Origin of the sequence: Roseomonas sp. CAU 1739, assembly GCF_039839775.1 — a bacterium.
Taxonomy (GTDB): Bacteria; Pseudomonadota; Alphaproteobacteria; order Acetobacterales; family Acetobacteraceae; genus Neoroseomonas.
In genome coordinates this window covers 55,951-72,168 of record NZ_JBDOQQ010000022.1, presented here as the reverse complement: position 1 = coordinate 72,168, position 16,218 = coordinate 55,951, and the positions used below count along the sequence as shown (strand labels likewise).

Annotated in this window: 14 protein-coding genes and 1 pseudogene; 9 read left to right on the top strand and 6 right to left on the bottom strand. The window is 67.6% G+C overall.

Translation table 11 applies throughout. The features are described from left to right. The first annotated feature begins 146 nt into the window (after positions 1-146). The 3 genes from AAFN86_RS26065 to AAFN86_RS26055 are packed head-to-tail and all read left to right on the top strand — an operon-like array spanning position 147 to position 2,979. Complete coding sequence (locus AAFN86_RS26065) at positions 147-818, top strand: GntR family transcriptional regulator (protein ID WP_347546541.1); 672 nt, start codon at positions 147-149, stop codon at positions 816-818. Then, complete coding sequence (locus AAFN86_RS26060) at positions 815-1,786, top strand: tripartite tricarboxylate transporter substrate binding protein (RefSeq protein ID WP_347546540.1); 972 nt, start codon at positions 815-817, stop codon at positions 1,784-1,786. Before AAFN86_RS26065 ends, AAFN86_RS26060 begins: the two co-directional genes overlap by 4 nt. Then, positions 1,783-2,979 carry a mandelate racemase/muconate lactonizing enzyme family protein gene (locus tag AAFN86_RS26055; RefSeq protein ID WP_347546539.1) on the top strand — a complete coding sequence of 399 codons (1,197 nt, stop codon included), beginning with the start codon at positions 1,783-1,785 and terminating at the stop codon, positions 2,977-2,979. The genes AAFN86_RS26060 and AAFN86_RS26055 overlap by 4 nt, the downstream gene beginning before the upstream one ends. A gap of 243 nt (positions 2,980-3,222) precedes the next feature. On the opposite strand, the gene AAFN86_RS26050 is transcribed toward AAFN86_RS26055, so the two are convergent. From AAFN86_RS26050 to AAFN86_RS26035, 4 genes are read right to left on the bottom strand one after another with little or no spacing between them, the layout of a single operon-like run. Further along, positions 3,223-4,905, bottom strand: coding sequence for an ABC transporter permease subunit (locus AAFN86_RS26050; protein ID WP_347546538.1), 1,683 nt, complete (start codon positions 4,903-4,905; stop codon positions 3,223-3,225). 49 nt (positions 4,906-4,954) lie between these two features. Then, positions 4,955-6,064, bottom strand: coding sequence for an extracellular solute-binding protein (locus AAFN86_RS26045; RefSeq protein ID WP_347546537.1), 1,110 nt, complete (start codon positions 6,062-6,064; stop codon positions 4,955-4,957). A gap of 17 nt (positions 6,065-6,081) precedes the next feature. After that, positions 6,082-7,155 (bottom strand): ABC transporter ATP-binding protein, encoded by a 1,074-nt coding sequence (locus tag AAFN86_RS26040; protein ID WP_347546536.1) that lies wholly within the window; start codon positions 7,153-7,155, stop codon positions 6,082-6,084. Further along, a complete protein-coding gene (locus tag AAFN86_RS26035; RefSeq protein ID WP_347546535.1) occupies positions 7,155-8,309 on the bottom strand; it encodes a Xaa-Pro peptidase family protein in 1,155 nt (384 codons plus the stop codon). Before AAFN86_RS26035 ends, AAFN86_RS26040 begins: the two co-directional genes overlap by 1 nt. An 84-nt stretch (positions 8,310-8,393) precedes the next feature. Here AAFN86_RS26035 and AAFN86_RS26030 point away from each other — a divergent pair, with 84 nt between their 5' ends. Next, positions 8,394-9,368 (top strand): LysR substrate-binding domain-containing protein, encoded by a 975-nt coding sequence (locus AAFN86_RS26030; protein WP_347546534.1) that lies wholly within the window; start codon positions 8,394-8,396, stop codon positions 9,366-9,368. Between the two features lie 77 nt (positions 9,369-9,445). Here AAFN86_RS26030 and AAFN86_RS29655 read toward each other — a convergent pair. Then, positions 9,446-9,670: pseudogene (locus AAFN86_RS29655) on the bottom strand (tripartite tricarboxylate transporter substrate-binding protein); the annotation flags it as partial. 118 nt (positions 9,671-9,788) lie between these two features. Between AAFN86_RS29655 and AAFN86_RS29650 the strand changes: the two are divergent. The 4 genes from AAFN86_RS29650 to AAFN86_RS26015 all read left to right on the top strand — a co-directional run bounded on the left by AAFN86_RS29650 (position 9,789) and on the right by AAFN86_RS26015 (position 14,070). Next, positions 9,789-10,106, top strand: a complete 318-nt coding sequence (locus AAFN86_RS29650) for a transporter substrate-binding domain-containing protein (RefSeq protein WP_408906635.1) — start codon at positions 9,789-9,791, stop codon at positions 10,104-10,106. Positions 10,107-10,133: 27 nt separating this feature from the next. Continuing rightward, complete coding sequence (locus AAFN86_RS29645; protein WP_408906634.1) at positions 10,134-10,802, top strand: hypothetical protein; 669 nt, start codon at positions 10,134-10,136, stop codon at positions 10,800-10,802. 69 nt (positions 10,803-10,871) lie between these two features. Further along, positions 10,872-12,458 (top strand): ABC transporter substrate-binding protein, encoded by a 1,587-nt coding sequence (locus AAFN86_RS26020; protein WP_347546533.1) that lies wholly within the window; start codon positions 10,872-10,874, stop codon positions 12,456-12,458. A 16-nt stretch (positions 12,459-12,474) separates the two neighbouring features. Beyond that, positions 12,475-14,070 (top strand): gamma-glutamyltransferase, encoded by a 1,596-nt coding sequence (locus tag AAFN86_RS26015; RefSeq protein ID WP_347546532.1) that lies wholly within the window; start codon positions 12,475-12,477, stop codon positions 14,068-14,070. A gap of 28 nt (positions 14,071-14,098) precedes the next feature. On the opposite strand, the gene AAFN86_RS26010 is transcribed toward AAFN86_RS26015, so the two are convergent. Then, positions 14,099-14,890: a GntR family transcriptional regulator gene (locus tag AAFN86_RS26010; RefSeq protein ID WP_347546531.1), complete on the bottom strand. Its 792-nt coding sequence runs from the start codon at positions 14,888-14,890 to the stop codon at positions 14,099-14,101. Positions 14,891-15,000: 110 nt separating this feature from the next. Between AAFN86_RS26010 and AAFN86_RS26005 the strand changes: the two genes are divergently transcribed. Further along, the gene (locus tag AAFN86_RS26005) at positions 15,001-16,116 is read left to right on the top strand and encodes a GntG family PLP-dependent aldolase (protein WP_347546530.1); all 1,116 of its coding nucleotides are present in this window, start codon (positions 15,001-15,003) and stop codon (positions 16,114-16,116) included. Positions 16,117-16,218: the final 102 nt, after the last annotated feature.

Genomic DNA, 16,218 nt, shown 5'->3' with positions numbered 1-16,218 from the left:
ATGACGGTCGCATCGCACAGCTTCAAAAGGCACCTCTGGCCAACGTCTTCGACCGGAGTGCGCGGCTCCCGATCGCTCGCTTAAGGCACAAGGCCTGATAGCTACTCGATCTTGCATTTTATAAAATCGAATGTCAAAATTTGTGCATGGCCCCTGACGCACTCGCACTGTCCACCCCCGCCTATGCCCGCCTGCGCGAAAGACTTCGGCGCGAAATCCTCGCCGGCGAATGGGTTGCCGGCGAGCACCGGACGCTGTCACGCCTGGCGGCCGAGCACGGCGTGTCGATCAGCCCGGTGCGGGAGGCCCTGCTCGGCCTGGAAGGCGAAGGGCTTGTCGAGATGCGCCAGCATCGCGGCGCCGTGGTGCCGGTGCTCGATGCGCGTCTGGTTGGGGACCTCTACGACCTGCGCGGGTCGCTGCAGGCGCTGTTCGCGCGGCGTGCCGCCGAGCGTATCACCGCAGCGCAGATCACCGAGATGATCCGTCAGGAGGAGGCCTATGCCTCCGCCACGGCGCGCGGTGACGTCGATGCGGCGCTTGTCGCCAACGATGCCTTCCACGAATTGGCCGTGACCGCCGCCGACAACCCACAGGCCGCCGCCCTGTTCCGGTCCCGCAGCGCCTTCGTGAACACGGTGCGGTTGCGTGTGGGCTTCGGCACCGGCCGCGCCGAAGAAGCCGTGGCGCAGCACGCCGAGATCCGTGCCGCCATCGCGTCCCGCGACCCGGAAGCCGCTGCCGCCGCGGCTTTTGGCCATGCCATGGCGGCCAAGCGCGACCTGCTCGCCCGGTTGAACGAGGAAACGAACCAATGATCCGAACAACACGACGCGCGGCGCTGGCCGCCGCGCTGACCGCGCCCGCCGTGGCGCGGGCCCAGGAAGGCTGGTCGCCGACGCGGCCGGTTACAATGCCCATCGGCTTCGCACCCGGCGGATCCATCGACTTCGTGGCGCGCCTCATCGCGCGCGAGATTTCGCCGTTGCTCGGACAGAACGTGGTGGTCGAAAACCGTGCAGGCGCCGGCGGCAACCTCGCCACCCAGGCCGTCGCGCGGGCGCCGGCGGATGGTCACACGATCGGCTTCGCCGCCATCAATCTGGCGACCAACCCCGGCATGATGAATGTCGGTTACGACCCGCGGAACGACATCCGCATGGTCGGCCAGATCAGTGCTCTTCCGGTGGTCCTGCTGGCGAGCAACAAATCCGGCTTCCTGACAGTGCGGGATGTCATCGCAGCAGGGGCACGCGACGAAGTGCCCTTCGGTTCCGGCGGCGTGGGTACTTCCTCCCACCTTGGCGTCGCGCTGCTCGCGCGTGCCACCGGGCTGAAGTACCAGCACATCGTCTTCCGCGGCGGTAACCCGGCGGTGCAGGCGCTCATCGCCGGCGACACCGCGGCGATGTTCGAGCCCGTCGCGCCGTATCACTTCGACCTCGCGCGTGCCGGTCAGATCCGCATCATCCTGACGATGCAGGACACGAAGCTTGAGCCGATGCCGGAGGTTCCGACCATCGTCGATGCCGGCCTCAGCCGGGACGTGATCTTCCAGTCCTGGCACGGGCTGCTGGTGCGCAGCGGCACGCCGGAACCCATCGTCGCCCGCCTGCACGCCGCACTAAACCAGGCGGTGAACGCGCCGACCGTCACGGAGGCGCTGACCAGGATCGCCATCGTCCCCAAGACCAGCGCGAAGCCGGAAGACTTCCAGGCCTTCTACCTGTCCGAGCTTGATCGCTGGGGCGCCTTGATCCGTGAAACAGGAATGACCGCCCAATGAGCACGCCACGCATCACCGCCATCCGCACCCATCTGATGCAGGCGGGGCCGCTCGGCGTCTCGGGCTGGACCGCGGATGTGAAGAACTCCATCGTCACCGCCACGCGCAACTGGCTCTTCGTCACCATCGAGACGGATGCGGGCATCGTCGGCCTGGGCGAAGGCAGCGGATGGCCACGCGCGGTGGAGGTCGCCGTGCGTGACCTCGAATACGTGCTGGTCGGCGAGAGTGCCTTCGACATCGAGCGCATCTCACAGCGCCTGTCGGTTGCGATGATGGGCCATGGCATGAGCGGCGTGGTCGGTCAGGGTGCCATTGCGGCCATCGACATGGCGCTGTGGGACATCAAGGGGAAGGCGCTGGGCGTGCCAGTGTGGCAGCTGCTCGGCGGCGCGTCGCGCGACCGCATTCGCTGCTACGCCCATGCGGCCACGCCCGAACAGGCACTGGCCGCGCTGGCGAAGGGCTATACCGCCATCAAGACCGGCGGCGTCGCCAATCCGGTCGAGAAGGCGCGCGCGATCCGTGATGCGGTCGGCCCCGATATCGACCTGATGATCGATCTGCATGGCCCGCCCTGGCTGACCCTGCCTGATGCCATCGCGATCTGCCGTGAGCTGGCGCCGCTGCGACCGCTCTTCGTGGAGGAACCGCTCGCTCCGGAGAACATCGAGGGTTATCGCGCCCTGCGCCGCGCGGTGGATGTGCCGCTGGCCTCCGGCGAGCGGCATGGCGGGCTGCATGGCTGCGCGCCGCTGCTGTTCGAGAATCTCGTGGATGTGCTGCAGCCCGATACCGGCCGCGCCGGCGGCCTGACGGGGTTGCGCAAACTGGCCGCGCTGGCGGAGGCGCGCTTCGCGTCAATCGCACCGCATTCCGGATCGCTGGGGCCGGTGGCGGAATTCGCCGCGATTCATCTGATGGCGTCGATCCCCAATGCACTGATCCTGGAGCGCATGGACCCGGACTGGGAAGGACGGCTCAAGGTGATCAACGACGCGGGGCCGGTCATCGAGGATGGGCATGTGTTGCTGCCCACCTCGCCCGGCTTGGGTGTAACGATCGACCGGGCCTTCGTCGCGGCGCATCCCTCGTCGCGCAATGTCGGGTTGCCGAAGGGCGGCTGGCCGGCAGGAACCGAGGAAGCAACGCTCTATACCCAGCCGCGGACACCGCGCATGTCGATTGGGTAGCCGCCGGGGCGCCAGACGTCAGCTGTTGAGCAATGGCGGAAGGCGTCTTGATGGCCGGGGAGCGATTTTGGACTGACGCACTGCGGTGTTCGCAGGGCGCCTCCTTTACGCGTGGCTGAGAGCGTTCGGTAAGGTCCTCGTCACCGCTGATGCGATGCTGCCATCAAAGACTTACGCTCGACGGCGCAGGTCTTGTCACCCTCGCGTCGTTGCCTTTGGCCGGACGCAGCAGGTTGGACAACCTCAGCTCGAAGTCCCTTGTCTGCCTAGCTGCCCGACCCATCCGGACAGCGCTCGCGCACCGAGCACCAGAAGCAGCACGGTCAGTTGCAGCGCCCCGACCACCGCGGTCTTCGGGCTGATCTCGAGCCTGATGTCCTCCCACATGCGGATCGCGAGGGTCGTGCCGCGTGGCGAACTCAGGAACAGACCGATGATCAGGTCATCGAATCCGCTGAGGAAGGCAAACAGGAAGGCTGTCGCGAAGGATGTCGCGAGAAGAGGCAGCGTCACGGTGCGGAACACGGTCAGCGGCGCGGCGCCAAGGCTCGACGCGGCACGCTCCATGTCCCGGTCGAACCGCCCGAGCGCCGAGACCAGCACGATGACGACATAGGGCATCCCCGTCACGGCATAGGCGATCCAGAAGCTGACCGGATGGCCATTCAAGCCCAAAGCGACGAAGGTGAAGAACAGGCCCAGGCCGATGACGATGTGCGGCAGGATCATTGGCGAGACAGCCAGCAGCCAGAGCAGACGGCGCCCGGCGAAACGGCCTCGTGCCAGGGCGAAGGCGAAGGGCGTGCTGATCGCCAGTGTCGCCACGGCCGCCGCCGTCGAGATCCATAGGCTGAACCAGGCAGCCTGCAGCCAATTGGCATCGCGGAAGAAGGCCATGAACCAACGCCAGGAATAGCCTGGCGGCGGGAAGGTCAGATAGGGTGCGCTGCTGAAGGCGATCAGCACGACTACGACCATCGGTGCCAACAGGAAGGTCAGCACCAATGCGCCATGAAGCCAGAGCAACGGCCCGGCCAGCGGTGCGAGGCCGTCGCCGGCCCATTGGACCAGGCGCAAGACGGCAGCCGCCGATGTGCCGATGCGGACGCGGTTCGGCCGAGCCGCCGGCTGTTCCTCGCCCAGCGGCACGATCCACCGACGCAGGGTCAACAGCAGCACAGCGACGATCGCGAGCAGCATCCAGGACAGCGCCGCGGCAACGTCGAATTCCGCCAGCGTCGTGACGCGTACTTCGATGGCCTGGGCCAGCATGTAGTCGCCCGGCGCGCCCAGCAGTGCCGGCGTGATGTAGAAGCCCAGCGCCGAAAGGAATACCAGCGCCGCTCCGGCGGCGAGTCCCGGCATCGACAACGGCAGGAACACTGTCGCGAAGACGGAAGCCGGCCCGCCGCCGAGGCTCGCACCAGCCCGCAGCAGGGTCGGATCGATGCGGCGCATCGCGGCGTAGAGCGGCAGCACCATCATTGGCAGCAGGACCTGCACCATGCCGACATAGCTGCCGAAGCTGTTGAAGACGAGGCGCAGCGGGTCCTCGATCAAGCCGAGCGCCATCAGGGTGCGATTCACCAGCCCGCCGCCACCGAGGATGGCGACCCAGGCATAGGACCGGATCAGGATGGAAGTGAGGTAGGGCACCGCTACCAGCGCCATGACCAGCCCCGCCCAGCCCCGTGTCCGCGTTGCGACGAGATAGGCGAAGGGATAGCCGATGGCGGCGCAGAGCAGCGTGACAAGGCCCGCCGTGGTTAGCGTGCGGACGAAGATGTCGAGGAAGACCGGCTGGGCGAGGATCTCGGCATAGGCAGCCAGGCTGGTCTGTCCGGCTCGCCGCAGGCTGGTCCAAGCCACCATGCCGAGCGGGCCGAGATAGCCGAGCGCCAGCAACAGCAGCACGGGGAGCAGCATCGCCGCCCGTCCACGCTCCCTGCGGGTCGCGCCGGTCACGCGCGCTGCCTCAGCGCCGGCTGGCGACCCAGCGCTCCCATTCAGCGATGGCGCGGCGGAGCCCGGTTTGTCCTGTCGAATCCACCGCGTTCCAGAAGGTATAGTTCTGCACGATCTGGAGGTCCTTCACGGCGGGTGCGGTGGGCAGCAGCGCGGCGCGATCGGCGGGGATGTGGTTGAAAGCCAGCGAGTTGGTCGGCCCGTAGGTGATGATTTCGGAGAACCGCGCCTGCGGCTCGGGCCGGCTCATGAAGGCGATGTATTTCTGCGCGTTCTCGGCATTGGCGGCGCCGCGCGGGATCGCCCAGCCGGCCCATTGCAGGATGCCCTGGTTCCAGTTCTTGCCGATCCGTGCACCCTGGTCGTTGGCGCCGTCGATGCGGCCATTCCAGGCGCTGCCGATGGTCGCCTGGCGATCCACCTGGAGCTGCACGGATTCCGCGCCATTGGCCCACCACTTCGTCACCTCGGGACGAATCTTGTCCAGGCTGCGAAGCGCGCGCTCCCAATCGATCGGGTAGAGATCCTCGGGCTTCACGCCATCGGCCAGCAGGGCGATCTCGTAGCTCGCGCCATCGGCAGCGTTGGCGCCGGCCGCCAGTGTCCGCCGCCCCGGGAAGTCGCGCGCGTTCCACACGTCGGCCCAGCTCTGCGGCGCACGGCTCGCATAGCGCTGCGCGTCGAAGGCGATCACCATGGAATAGAGCATCGCCGGCACATAGAGGCGCGCGGCCGGCACGATGTCGTAGCCCGCGCGGTCGCGCTCATTCCAGAAACCGTAGTCGATGGGCAGCAGCAGGTTGTCCTGCTCGAAGGCGGCCATCGAGCCGCCGGAGATGTTCGCGACATCGTGCTTCGGCGCGCCGGCAAGGATCGCGGCGCGCTGCACGCCTGCCGTGACGCCGGCCTGATGGATGACACGGATGCCGGTCTCGCGCTCGAACGGCTCGGAATAGGCGATGCGTTGCGCGTCGCCCATGGTGCCGCCGCCGAAATGCACGATGACGCTGCCGGTCCCGCGCAGGCTGTTCTGCGCGAGGCCGGGCCGCGACAGCATGGCTGTGGCGCCACCAAGCACCGTAGCGGCGAGGAGACGCCGGCGGTTCAGATGCTTCGACATCGTCGTCCTACCTTTCGTCATTGCGGGCCGGGTGCCGGAAAGATCCGGCCGGTCCTGGGGTTGAAGTGAAGGCTGGCGGCTTGCCCTGGCTGCCAGAGGTGATCGGAGGCCGCGGCCTCGACCGTGATGCGGTGGCCCGCCGCTTCGACCAGCACGATCTGCCGTGCCCCGCCGAAGGCGGCTTCCAGCACGCGGCAGGGTTCGCCGCCGGAGCCTTCAGGCGGCAGCAGCGTCATGTGCTCCGGTCGGATCGCCAGCACATGGCCGGCCTGTGGCGTGGCGCTGTCCTCGGCCAGCACAGTGGCAAGGTCGGTGCCGCAGCCGCGCAGGCGCCATGGCGGGCCAGCCGCGATCGGCAGGAAGTTGTTGCGCCCGATGAAACCGGCCACGAAGGCATCGGCCGGCGCACGGTACAGTTCCGCCGGCGTGCCCAATTGGCGCAGGCGGCCTTCATGCAGCAGCGCGACGCGATCGGCCATGGACAACGCCTCCTCCTGGTCATGCGTTACCAGGATGATGGTGGCGCCAAGCTCGCGATGAAGCAGGCGCAGTTCCATCTGCATGTGCTCGCGCAGCTTCTTGTCGAGCGCACTCATCGGCTCGTCCATTAGCAGCACGGCGGGGCGGAAGATGAGCGCGCGGGCGATGGCGACGCGCTGCTGCTGGCCGCCGGAGAGCTGGTCCACGCCGCGCGCGCCATAGCCCTCCATTTTCACCAGTGCGAGGGTCTCCTCGACGCGGCGGGCCGTCTCGGCCGCGGCAACGCCGCGGCGACGCAGGGAATAGGCAAGGTTCTCCGCGACGGTCATATGCGGGAACAAGGCGTAGCGCTGGAATACCACGCCGATGTCGCGCTTGTGCGGCGGGAACCGATCGATGGCTCGGCCGCCGATGCGGATGCCGCCGGAATCCGCCTGCTCGAAGCCAGCCACCGCCATCAGGATGGTGGTCTTGCCCGATCCGCTCGGGCCGAGCAGCGCCATGAACTCGCCAGGCTGCACGGTCAGGGAGACGCGATCCAGGGCGAGGACATCGCCGAAGCGCTTGCTCAGCCCCTGGATCTCGACGGACTGACCAGCGCCCTGGAGCATCACACGACCAACGGCAGATCGTGGTCGAGGGCTGAGAGCCGTTCCGGCGCGCCATCGGTGACGACGAAGGTCTCGCCCAGGCACATGGCAAGGTTGGTCTCGCTGTCGAGCAGGATCATGTGCATGAACACCACCATGCCGGCCTCCAGTGCCACCGGATTGCCCGCGTAGATCATCGGCCATTCCATCCAGGTGGGTGGATAGGAAACACCGAGGCTGTAGCCGCAGGCATTCAGCCGCGCATGCTTGTAGCCGTAGCGGTCCAGTACGCTCGCATGAGCCTCGAACAGATCGCCGTAGCTGTGGCCGGGGCGGAGGCGGTCGCGGCAGGCGGCCAGGGCCTCGATGTTCGCCTCATGCATGCGGCGCTGTGCCGGGCTGGCAGCGCCGGTCAGCGCCGTGCGCATCAGCGCGACGTGGTAGTGGCGATAGGCGGCAGCAAATTCGATGTTGACCTGGTCGGTCGCACCGATCCGCCCCTTGCCGGTGAAGTAGCGACAGAGCAGCGCATTGTCCCCGGCACCGCAGACGAAGCGGCCGGCCGCCGGGTCGCCGCCTGAACGGATCACCGTTGCATAGATCTCGGCGAGAATGTCGGATTCCGAATTGCCGCGCGTGCAAGCCGCAAGTGCCTGGCGCCAGGCTTCGTCCGCGATGCGCCCGGCTTCGCGCACATAGGTAAGTTCCGCCGGCGATTTCACCACGGCGAAGGAGGCGATAAGGGTGGAGGCGTCGATCAGCTCGACGTCCGGTGCGAAGGCTGCCTCCAGCATCCGTCCGCGCTGCGCGTTCAACGTCACGGAGGCGAACTCCACGCCGATGCGCGCGCCGGGGCGGATCCGCTCGCCGAGCGTCTCTCTCAGCGTGGCGGCCGGATTGGCGCCGGCGGCATCAACCCACAGGCGGACATCCTCGATGATCGAGGTGATTTTCGCCTGCCGCACATCGGAGGAGCGGGTCAGCAGCACCATCCCGCCATCGGCGCCCAGCCAGAGGCACTGGAACTGGGAATATCCGGCCGTGTCGTAGCCGGTCAGCCAGTACATGCTTTCCTGCCGGAACAGCAGGATTCCGTCGAGACACTCGGCGCGTAGCCGATCAGTGACGCGCGCGATGCGCGCCCGAAGCTCCGCGGGGTCGAAATGCAACGCCATGCTGCCGGTCCGTCCTGGCTCGAAGTTCCGACAGTCACTGTGACCCATTGCGGTGGCTCACATGAATGAATTATGCAACAACAGATGAATTCATCTCATGAGATGGAGCGACTGCCGGTTGGCGCCCTGCGCTGCTTTGAAGCCTTCGCGCGGTTGGGTGACATCGCGCAGGCGGCGCGCGAGCTGGGCGTGACGCCCTCCGCCGTCAGCCACCAGCTTCGCGGGCTCGAAGAGTTGCTGGGCATCCGTCTGACCGAACGGCGCGGGCGGCGCCTCGCGCTGACGCAGGAAGGGCGACGATACTTCGAGGCGGTAAGCCCGGCCTTCATCCTGCTGCAGCGCGCCACGCAGCAGATCCGCCGGAATCGCCTGCCGCGGCGGGTCACGATCAGCGCCCTGCCCTTGGTGGCGAATGGTTGGCTGCTGCCGCGCGTCGGGCGCTTCATGGCGCGCCACCCGGATGTCGAGATTCAGATTCAGTATGCGCGGTATCGCAACTACTCCAGCGATGCGGCCGATGTGTCGCTGCGCTTCGGTGTCGGCGACTGGCCGGGCTACACCAGCGAAAGGCTGTTCTCCGGCGAAGCGTTTCCGGTGGCCAACCCCGTATTCATCGCGCGCCACGGTCCGTTCGGCAGCGATCGGGACATCGGGCGCGCGCCGCTGATCCATGATGGCAGCACGGAGCAATGGGCGAGTTGGCTGGACCGCGCGGGCGCACCGCCTTCGGCACCGCTGCGCGGTATTGTCTGCGAGGACGGGCTGCTGACCCGGACCGCCATGCTCGCCGGCCTTGGCATCGCGCTGACGCGACCAGTGCTGATCGAGGAGGAGCTGCGCGCCGGCCTGCTTGTCCAATTGTCGGCGCGGGGCGTCACCGACGGGCAGGATTACTACCTGTGCGTCCGGGCGGACCAGGAGCCGTTGCCGATCATTCGGCAACTCGCAGCCTGGCTGCGCGCGACCGGGGGCGACGACGCCGCCCCGCCCGGCGCCGCGTCCCGCAGGCATCGGGCCTCCGTACGCAGGGTTGGCGCAACCAGGCAGCGTCCGCCTTGACGGCCGCCCGGCGGCCTCCGCTCCTTCAGCTTGCCCGGATGTTTCGGCTGCGGATGACCTCCCGCCACTTTGCATTCTCACGCGCGGTATAGGCGCTGAACTCTGCCGGCGTGCTCCCGATCGGTGCGATGCCGCGGCTGCACGGGCTCGCTGCCGCCGCGATAGGGTACGTGCAGCATCGTCACGTCCGCCATGTACATGAACAGCTCCGCGGAGAGATGGCTCGTCGCCCCGATGTCGGAGGAGGCGTAGGGGACAGGGTCGCGCTGCGCTTTTGCCCAGGCGATGAAGTCCTGCGTCGTGGTCGCGGGCTGACGAACATCATATAGGTTGACGGATAATCATATATGATTTCTGATCCAGCAGAGGAGGACCTCCGTCATGCGCGCTTGCCGACCTGTATTCCTATCGTACCTAGCCTTGCTCATCGCGACGGCCACTCCGACGCTCTCCCGTGCCCAGGCGCTCGCGCCAGCCTCACCTCCGTCGGCTAACACTCTGGCGGTCGTCCAGGCGCGCGGCGTGCTGAACTGCGGCGTGAATAGTGGCATTCCGGGTTTCGCCGCACCGGACAGCGCGGGCGTCTATCGCGGCCTCGATGTGGACATCTGCCGGGCGCTCGCAGCGGCGATCTTCGGCGACGCCGATAAGGTCAGCTACCGGCCAGTCACCGGGCTCACCCGCTTCCCGGCGCTTCAGAGCGGCGAGATCGACGTGCTCACCATGGAAGTGACCTAGACCTTCGCCCGCGATGCGGGGCTGGCGGTGAACTATACTGCCATCAACTACTATGACGGGCAGGGCTTCCTCGTGCGCCGCTCCTCCGGTGCGCGATCGGCGCGCGACCTCGGTGGCGCCACGATCTGCGTGAACCCGGGCAGCGCAACCGAGCTGAACCTGGCCGACTATTTCCGCCAGCACCGCATGCAGTTCACCCCGGTCATCATCGAGACCGGCGCCGACCTCGTGCGCGCCTACCTCAGCGGGCGTTGCGACGCCCTCACCAGTGACCGAGGCCTGCTTGGCGCGCGGCTGCAGGCCTCCATCCCCAACCCGGCCGAGCACGTCATCCTGCCCGACATCATCTCCAAGGAACCCTATTCTCCCGTCGTGCGGCATGGCGACGACCGCTGGGCGGACATCGTCCGCTGGACGGTCTGGGCGATGCAGGAGGCGGAAGAATACGGCGTCACCTCGGAGAATGCCGAGGCGATGCGGGCCTCTGCCAACCCGACCGTTCAGCGCCTGCTTGGCGTCGCGGGCGATTTCGGGCCGATGCTCGGACTGCGCCCAGCCTGGGCCTTCGACATAATCCGGCAGGTCGGCAACTACGCCGAAAGCTACGATCGCAACCTCACGCCGCTCGGGCTGGAGCGTGGCGCCAACCGCCTGTGGCGAGACGGAGGCCTGCTCTACTCGCCGCCGTTCCGCTGAAAGCCACCGGGCAGCAGCGCCTACGTCTCGCGACATCAACCTCCATCACCGCAGCGCAAGAGGCATGAGATGATCTCCACGAGGCGTCGCACCGTCCTGGCCGTCCCCGTCGCCGCGGCGCTGGCGCGGCCCGCCTGGGCGCAGTCGCCGGCCACGCGCACGCTGCGCCTGGTGCCCCAGGCGGATCTCGCCAATCTCGACCCGATCTGGACGCCGGCCGCGGTCACCAACAACCACGGCTATGCGATCTTCGACACGCTCTACGCGCTGGATGAGAGGCTTCTGGTCCGCCCGCAGATGGCCGAAAGCCACCTGGTGACGGATGACCGGCTCATCTGGACCATCAGGTTGCGGCCGGGGCTCGTCTTCCATGACGGCGAGCCTGTCCGCGCGCGGGATTGCGTGGCGAGCCTGCTGCGCTGGAGCCGGCGCGACGGCTTCGGCCAGATGCTGGCGCGGGCGACCGAGGTCTGGGAAGCCCCGGACGACCGCACCATCCGCATCCGCCTCAAGACCCCCTTTCCGCGGCTTCTCGAAGCCCTCGGCAAGCGTTCCATCTTCACGCCCTTCATCATGCCGGAGCGGCTCGCGCAGACCGAGCCGACACGGCAGGTCACCGAGATGATCGGCTCCGGCCCCTACCGCTTCATCCGGTCGGAATGGTCATCCGGCAATCGCGCGGTCTATGCGCGGCACGAGGCCTATGTACCGCGCGACGAACCGGCGAGCCTGCTCGCCGGCGGCAAGCGGGCGCATTTCGACCGCATCGAATGGACGATCATCCCGGATGCCTCTACCGCGACCTCGGCACTGCTGCGCGGCGAGGTCGACTGGCTGGAGCAGACCATGCCCGACCTGAACCCGATGATGACGCGCAACCGGCAGCTGCGCGTCGAGCCGCTGGACCAGTACGGCATCCTCTCCTTCCTCCGCTTCAACACGCTGGTGCCGCCCTTCGACAACCCCGCGCTGCGGCGCGCCGTGCTGGGGGCGATCGACCAGGACGCCTACATGCAGGCGGTCACCGGCGGGAACATCCGCTGGCAGCGCTGTGCCTCGATGTTCCCCTGCGGCGTGCCCTTCTCGCGCGAGGTCGGCGCACCGCTGCTGCAATCGCCGCCGGATCTGGCCAAGGCACGGGAGGCCATTGCCGCGGCGGGCTATGCCGGCCAGCGCGTGGTGATCATGAATCCCAGCGACTTCGCCTCGATCGCGCCGCTGGGCGAGATCACGGCGGATGCGCTGGCGAAGGCGGGCATGACTGTCGACCTGCAGACCATGGATTGGGGCACGCTGGTGCAGCGACGCGCCTCGCGATCGCCTGTCGAGGCCGGCGGCTGGAACGTCTTCCACAGCTGGGCGCCGGCCACCAGCATGATGACGCCGGCCTTCAACGACTATGTCCGCGGCCTCGGCGCCGGCGGCTATTTCGGCTGGTACGAGAATCCTCGCATCGAGGCGATGATCGGCGACTGGCTGAACGCCGCCACGGACGAGGCGCAGCAGGCGATCTACGACGCCGTGCAGGCCGAGACCTGGGCGGCACCGCCGACCATCATGCTCGGGCAGTATTTCCCGACCACCGCCTATCGCGGCGACCTCACCGGCCGCATCCCGACCAGCAGCCCCTTGCCGTGGAACATCCGGCGCGGCTGAAACCGAAGGACACGTCATGGACGGCAAGCGCCCCACCGTCGCCTCGTTCACCGGCATGGTGGCGGCGGCCCATCCGCTCGCGGCACAGGCCGGCGCCGGCATCCTCTCGCGCGGCGGCAATGCCTTCGACGCCGCCGTTGCCACCGCCGCCGCGCTGAACGTCGTCGAACCCGGCATGTCGGGCCTGGCCGGGCAGGGGGTCGCGACCTGCTATGTGGCGGCCGAGCGGCGGGTGCGAACGCTGAATTTCGTCACGCATGTGCCGAATCACTTTCCCGTCGGCCGCTTCCACGATCGCGAGGAAATGCGCAAGGGCGCGCATACGCCCGGTGTACCCGGCAATCTCGCGGGCTGGTGCGAGCTGTTGCGCGCCCATGGCAGCCGTTCACTGGCGGAGGTCTTTGCGCCAGCCATCCGCCTCGCGGAGGAGGGCTTTCCCCTCACGGAGATGAACACCGACCACATCAATCGCGCCGCCGGGCAGTTTCGCGACTTCGCCTTCTTCGACGACTGGAACTCGACCTATACCGGCGGCGCGGGTCGCGTCGCGCTGCACCAGCGCCTGCGGCAGCCGAACCTGGCGAGGACATTCGCGGCGATCGTCGCGAATGGGCCGGACCATCTTTATCGAGGGCCGCTCGGGGAAGAGATGGTGCGTTATCTCGCTGCGCATGGCGGATGCCTCTCCATGGCGGATCTCGACGCGGTGCAGCCGGACTGGAGCGATCCGCTGTCCCTGCGCTACCGCCACCTCACGCTGCACACGCTGCCGCCGCCGAGCGAGGCGTTCCAGATGCTGCTGACGCTGTCCGTGCTGGAGAGTTTCGACATCAGCCGCATGGAACCGCAGGGGGTCGAGCATCTCGACTTGGTTTGGCGGACCATCCGCGTCGCCGCCGGCGAACGCATCCGCCACAACAAGCCGGATGCCGAGATGCTGGACCGGCTGCTCGGCAGCGCCAATATTGACCGCCTGCGGGCGCTGGTCACCGCGCCCGGCGCCATCGACGGCATGACAGAGCAATGGCTGCCGCGCGCGCCGGACCTGAACAAGGAGAACACAACCTCCTTCTCCGTGATGGATGCGGCAGGCAATGCGGTGTGCCTGACGCAGAGCCTCGGCGACCTGTTTGGCTCCGCGGTCGTCATCGGCCGGACCGGCATCTGCATGAACGACTTCCTCTATTGGGCTGAGACGGATCTGCGCGGGCGCAACGCGCTTATCGGCGGCAGCAGGCTGGCCTTTCCCACGGCACCGACGATCAGCACGGTCGACGGCGTGCCGGTGCTGGCGCTCGGTACGCCGGGCAGCTATGGCATCCTGCAGACCCAGCCGCAGGCACTGGTGCAGTACGTGGATTTCGGCCGGAGTCTACAGGAGGCCATCGAGGAGCCCCGCGCGCGCCTCTTCGACGGGCGGATCGTGCATCCGGAGAGCCGAATGGCCCCCGCGACACTGGCGGCGTTGACCAGGCGCGGCCACGAAATCCAGGAAACACCGAACTGGACGCTGCTTGTCGGTGGCATGCAGGCCCTCTCACGCGATCCGGCGACCGGCGTCATGATTGGGGGGGCGGACCCGCGTCGCGAAGGCTATGTGGCGGTGGCGTGATCGACCCAGACGGCGGTGCGAGGCTGCCTCAACCTACCTTCCGTCTCACCGGGAAGAGATTCTCGTAGTTCGCAAGGACGCGCTCCGTCGCGATCGCCAGATGCGCCTCCAGGATCGATACGGCAGCAGCGGTATCGCGACGTTCGCAGGCCTCCAGCAGCGCCCAGTGTTCGGCGACGATGTAGTCCGGCACCCCTGCGCCCTTCGCCGTGAGCGAGGCGTGGCCGTAGCGATGCGAGATCGCGTGCGCCTGCTCGATGAAGGCGAGGAGGTGTCGCCGGCCGCAGGGAGAATAGAGGGTCATGTGGAACCGCAGGTTCCACGAGAAGAGAAGCTCGAGCGGGACCCCGTGCTCCATGTCCTCGAGCAGCGCCCGCGCCCGACGGGTGTCTCGGCTTGTCAGGTCGGGTATCGCGAGGCGCAGGGCGAACGGTTCCAGCACGCTTCTCGCTTCGTACGCGTCCTGGAGTTCCAGCCTGCTCTCCGGCGCCACGACGAAGCCGCGGTTCCGTTCGAAGCCGACCAGGCGCCCGGCCTCCAATTCCCGAAGCGCTTCGCGCACGGGGATGGGACTGACATCGAGAGAGCGCGCCACGGGATCGATGCGGATTGCCTCGCCGCCGGGTAGCAGCCCGACGACGATCGCCTCGCGCAACACAGCGGCAGCAAAGGCGGGGGCGGTTTCAGTGCCACGCCCGATGCGCTCGGCGAGCGCCCGCAGCGGATCCAATCCCGGACTGCCCGCGGTCGCCTTCGGCTTGCCGTCCGGGCTCGCGCGGCGCGTCCGGGAGGGTCGAGGCGAGGGCACAGCAGCGCTCATCGCCGGAAGCCGATTAGAGTGCGTGGCATAATCGTATATCTTGACATATAATCATATACGATCCCTCCATTCGCCATGCCGTGCCTCTCAACAACCGATTGGCGATCTCAATGCTAGTTCCCGACGCCTCGCACAACGACCAATGTGGTATCGCGGCAAAGCCTTGGCCTGAACACACAGCGGATTTCCGCTCGGACCTCATGGCAGGGATCCCGCCGGCGGCACGCGACGCAATGCTGCTCGCGGCAACGCAGGATCCCGAAATGGGCGCGCGCAACGATCCGCACCAGTCGCGCCTGGAGCGGACCGTCGCCGATCTGACTGGCTTTGAGGACGCCTTATTCCTGCCAACCTGCACCTTGGCGAACCAGATTGCGCTGCGTCTCTGGTGCCGGCCGGGCGATGCCATGGTCGCGGCCGCGGACAGCCACGTCGCCGGGCATGAGGCGTCGAGCACGGCGGGCCTCTCTGGCGTGACAGTGCGGCGCCTGCCGGGAGTGCGAGGCCACCTGTCACCCGCGGCCATACAGGCGGCCCTCGCCCAGCCGCGACGCCCAGAGGAGCAGCCGACCCGGCTCGTGTGGCTCGAGAATACTCATATGCGCGCGGGTGGCACGGTTCCGCCGGACGGCTGGACCGCCGCAATTGCCGCTGCCTGTCGCGACACCGGCGTTAGGCTCCACATTGACGGCTCCCGCTTGTGGAATGCCGAGCCCGCGACCGGACTGCCTCTCGCCGTTCTGGCCGCAGGGGCTGACAGCCTTTCGCTCAGCCTCAACAAGGCGCTCGGCGCGCCAGCGGGATCGCTGCTGCTCGGCAGCCGCCCCTTCATCCGCGAGGCGCTCGCGGTGCGCGCGACGCTCGGCGCAAATTGGCGTCCCGTTGGCTTCCTCGCTGCCGGCGCATTGGAAGCGGTGCAGGGCCGCTCCGCACGACTGAAGGAGGATCATCGGCGCGCCAAGCTCCTGCATTGCGGGTTGTCGCATGCGCTCGGACCTTCGGCGGGCGAAGCACCCGACACGAACATCGTACTTGTCACCGCCCCGCCTGGCATCCCTGCCGCCGATGCCGCGGCGACGCTGAAGGTTGCCGGCATCCTTGTCCTGCCGCTGGATCGTGCGACGCTCCGTTTCGTCGTGCATGCCCGGATTGATGACTCGGCGATAGCTCGGGCGGTTGAGGCGACCGCGCGCATCCTTGTTGCCACACCAGTCAAGCCTGGCTGATGGTGGCCGCAGGAAAATGCGAATGCGTAAGGACCCTTTGGCCATCTCGTGAATTGCGCGTTCGATGTGTTCTGGGTCGGCCTGGGGCCATCCGGCTTTCAA

Bases quoted from the DNA above. Each gene is read 5' to 3' on its own strand.
- AAFN86_RS26055 (WP_347546539.1), top strand. From the start codon at position 1,783: ATGAGCACGCCACGCATCACCGCCATCCGCACCCATCTGATGCAGGCG.
- AAFN86_RS26040 (WP_347546536.1), bottom strand. From the start codon at position 7,155: ATGCTCCAGGGCGCTGGTCAGTCCGTCGAGATCCAGGGGCTGAGCAAG.
- AAFN86_RS26065 (WP_347546541.1), top strand. From the start codon at position 147: ATGGCCCCTGACGCACTCGCACTGTCCACCCCCGCCTATGCCCGCCTG.
- AAFN86_RS26060 (WP_347546540.1), top strand. From the start codon at position 815: ATGATCCGAACAACACGACGCGCGGCGCTGGCCGCCGCGCTGACCGCG.
- AAFN86_RS26010 (WP_347546531.1), bottom strand. From the start codon at position 14,890: ATGAGCGCTGCTGTGCCCTCGCCTCGACCCTCCCGGACGCGCCGCGCG.
- AAFN86_RS26030 (WP_347546534.1), top strand. From the start codon at position 8,394: ATGAATTCATCTCATGAGATGGAGCGACTGCCGGTTGGCGCCCTGCGC.
- AAFN86_RS26045 (WP_347546537.1), bottom strand. From the start codon at position 6,064: ATGTCGAAGCATCTGAACCGCCGGCGTCTCCTCGCCGCTACGGTGCTT.
- AAFN86_RS26050 (WP_347546538.1), bottom strand. From the start codon at position 4,905: ATGCTGCTCCCCGTGCTGCTGTTGCTGGCGCTCGGCTATCTCGGCCCG.
- AAFN86_RS26015 (WP_347546532.1), top strand. From the start codon at position 12,475: ATGGACGGCAAGCGCCCCACCGTCGCCTCGTTCACCGGCATGGTGGCG.
- AAFN86_RS26035 (WP_347546535.1), bottom strand. From the start codon at position 8,309: ATGGCGTTGCATTTCGACCCCGCGGAGCTTCGGGCGCGCATCGCGCGC.
- AAFN86_RS26005 (WP_347546530.1), top strand. From the start codon at position 15,001: ATGCTAGTTCCCGACGCCTCGCACAACGACCAATGTGGTATCGCGGCA.
- AAFN86_RS26020 (WP_347546533.1), top strand. From the start codon at position 10,872: ATGATCTCCACGAGGCGTCGCACCGTCCTGGCCGTCCCCGTCGCCGCG.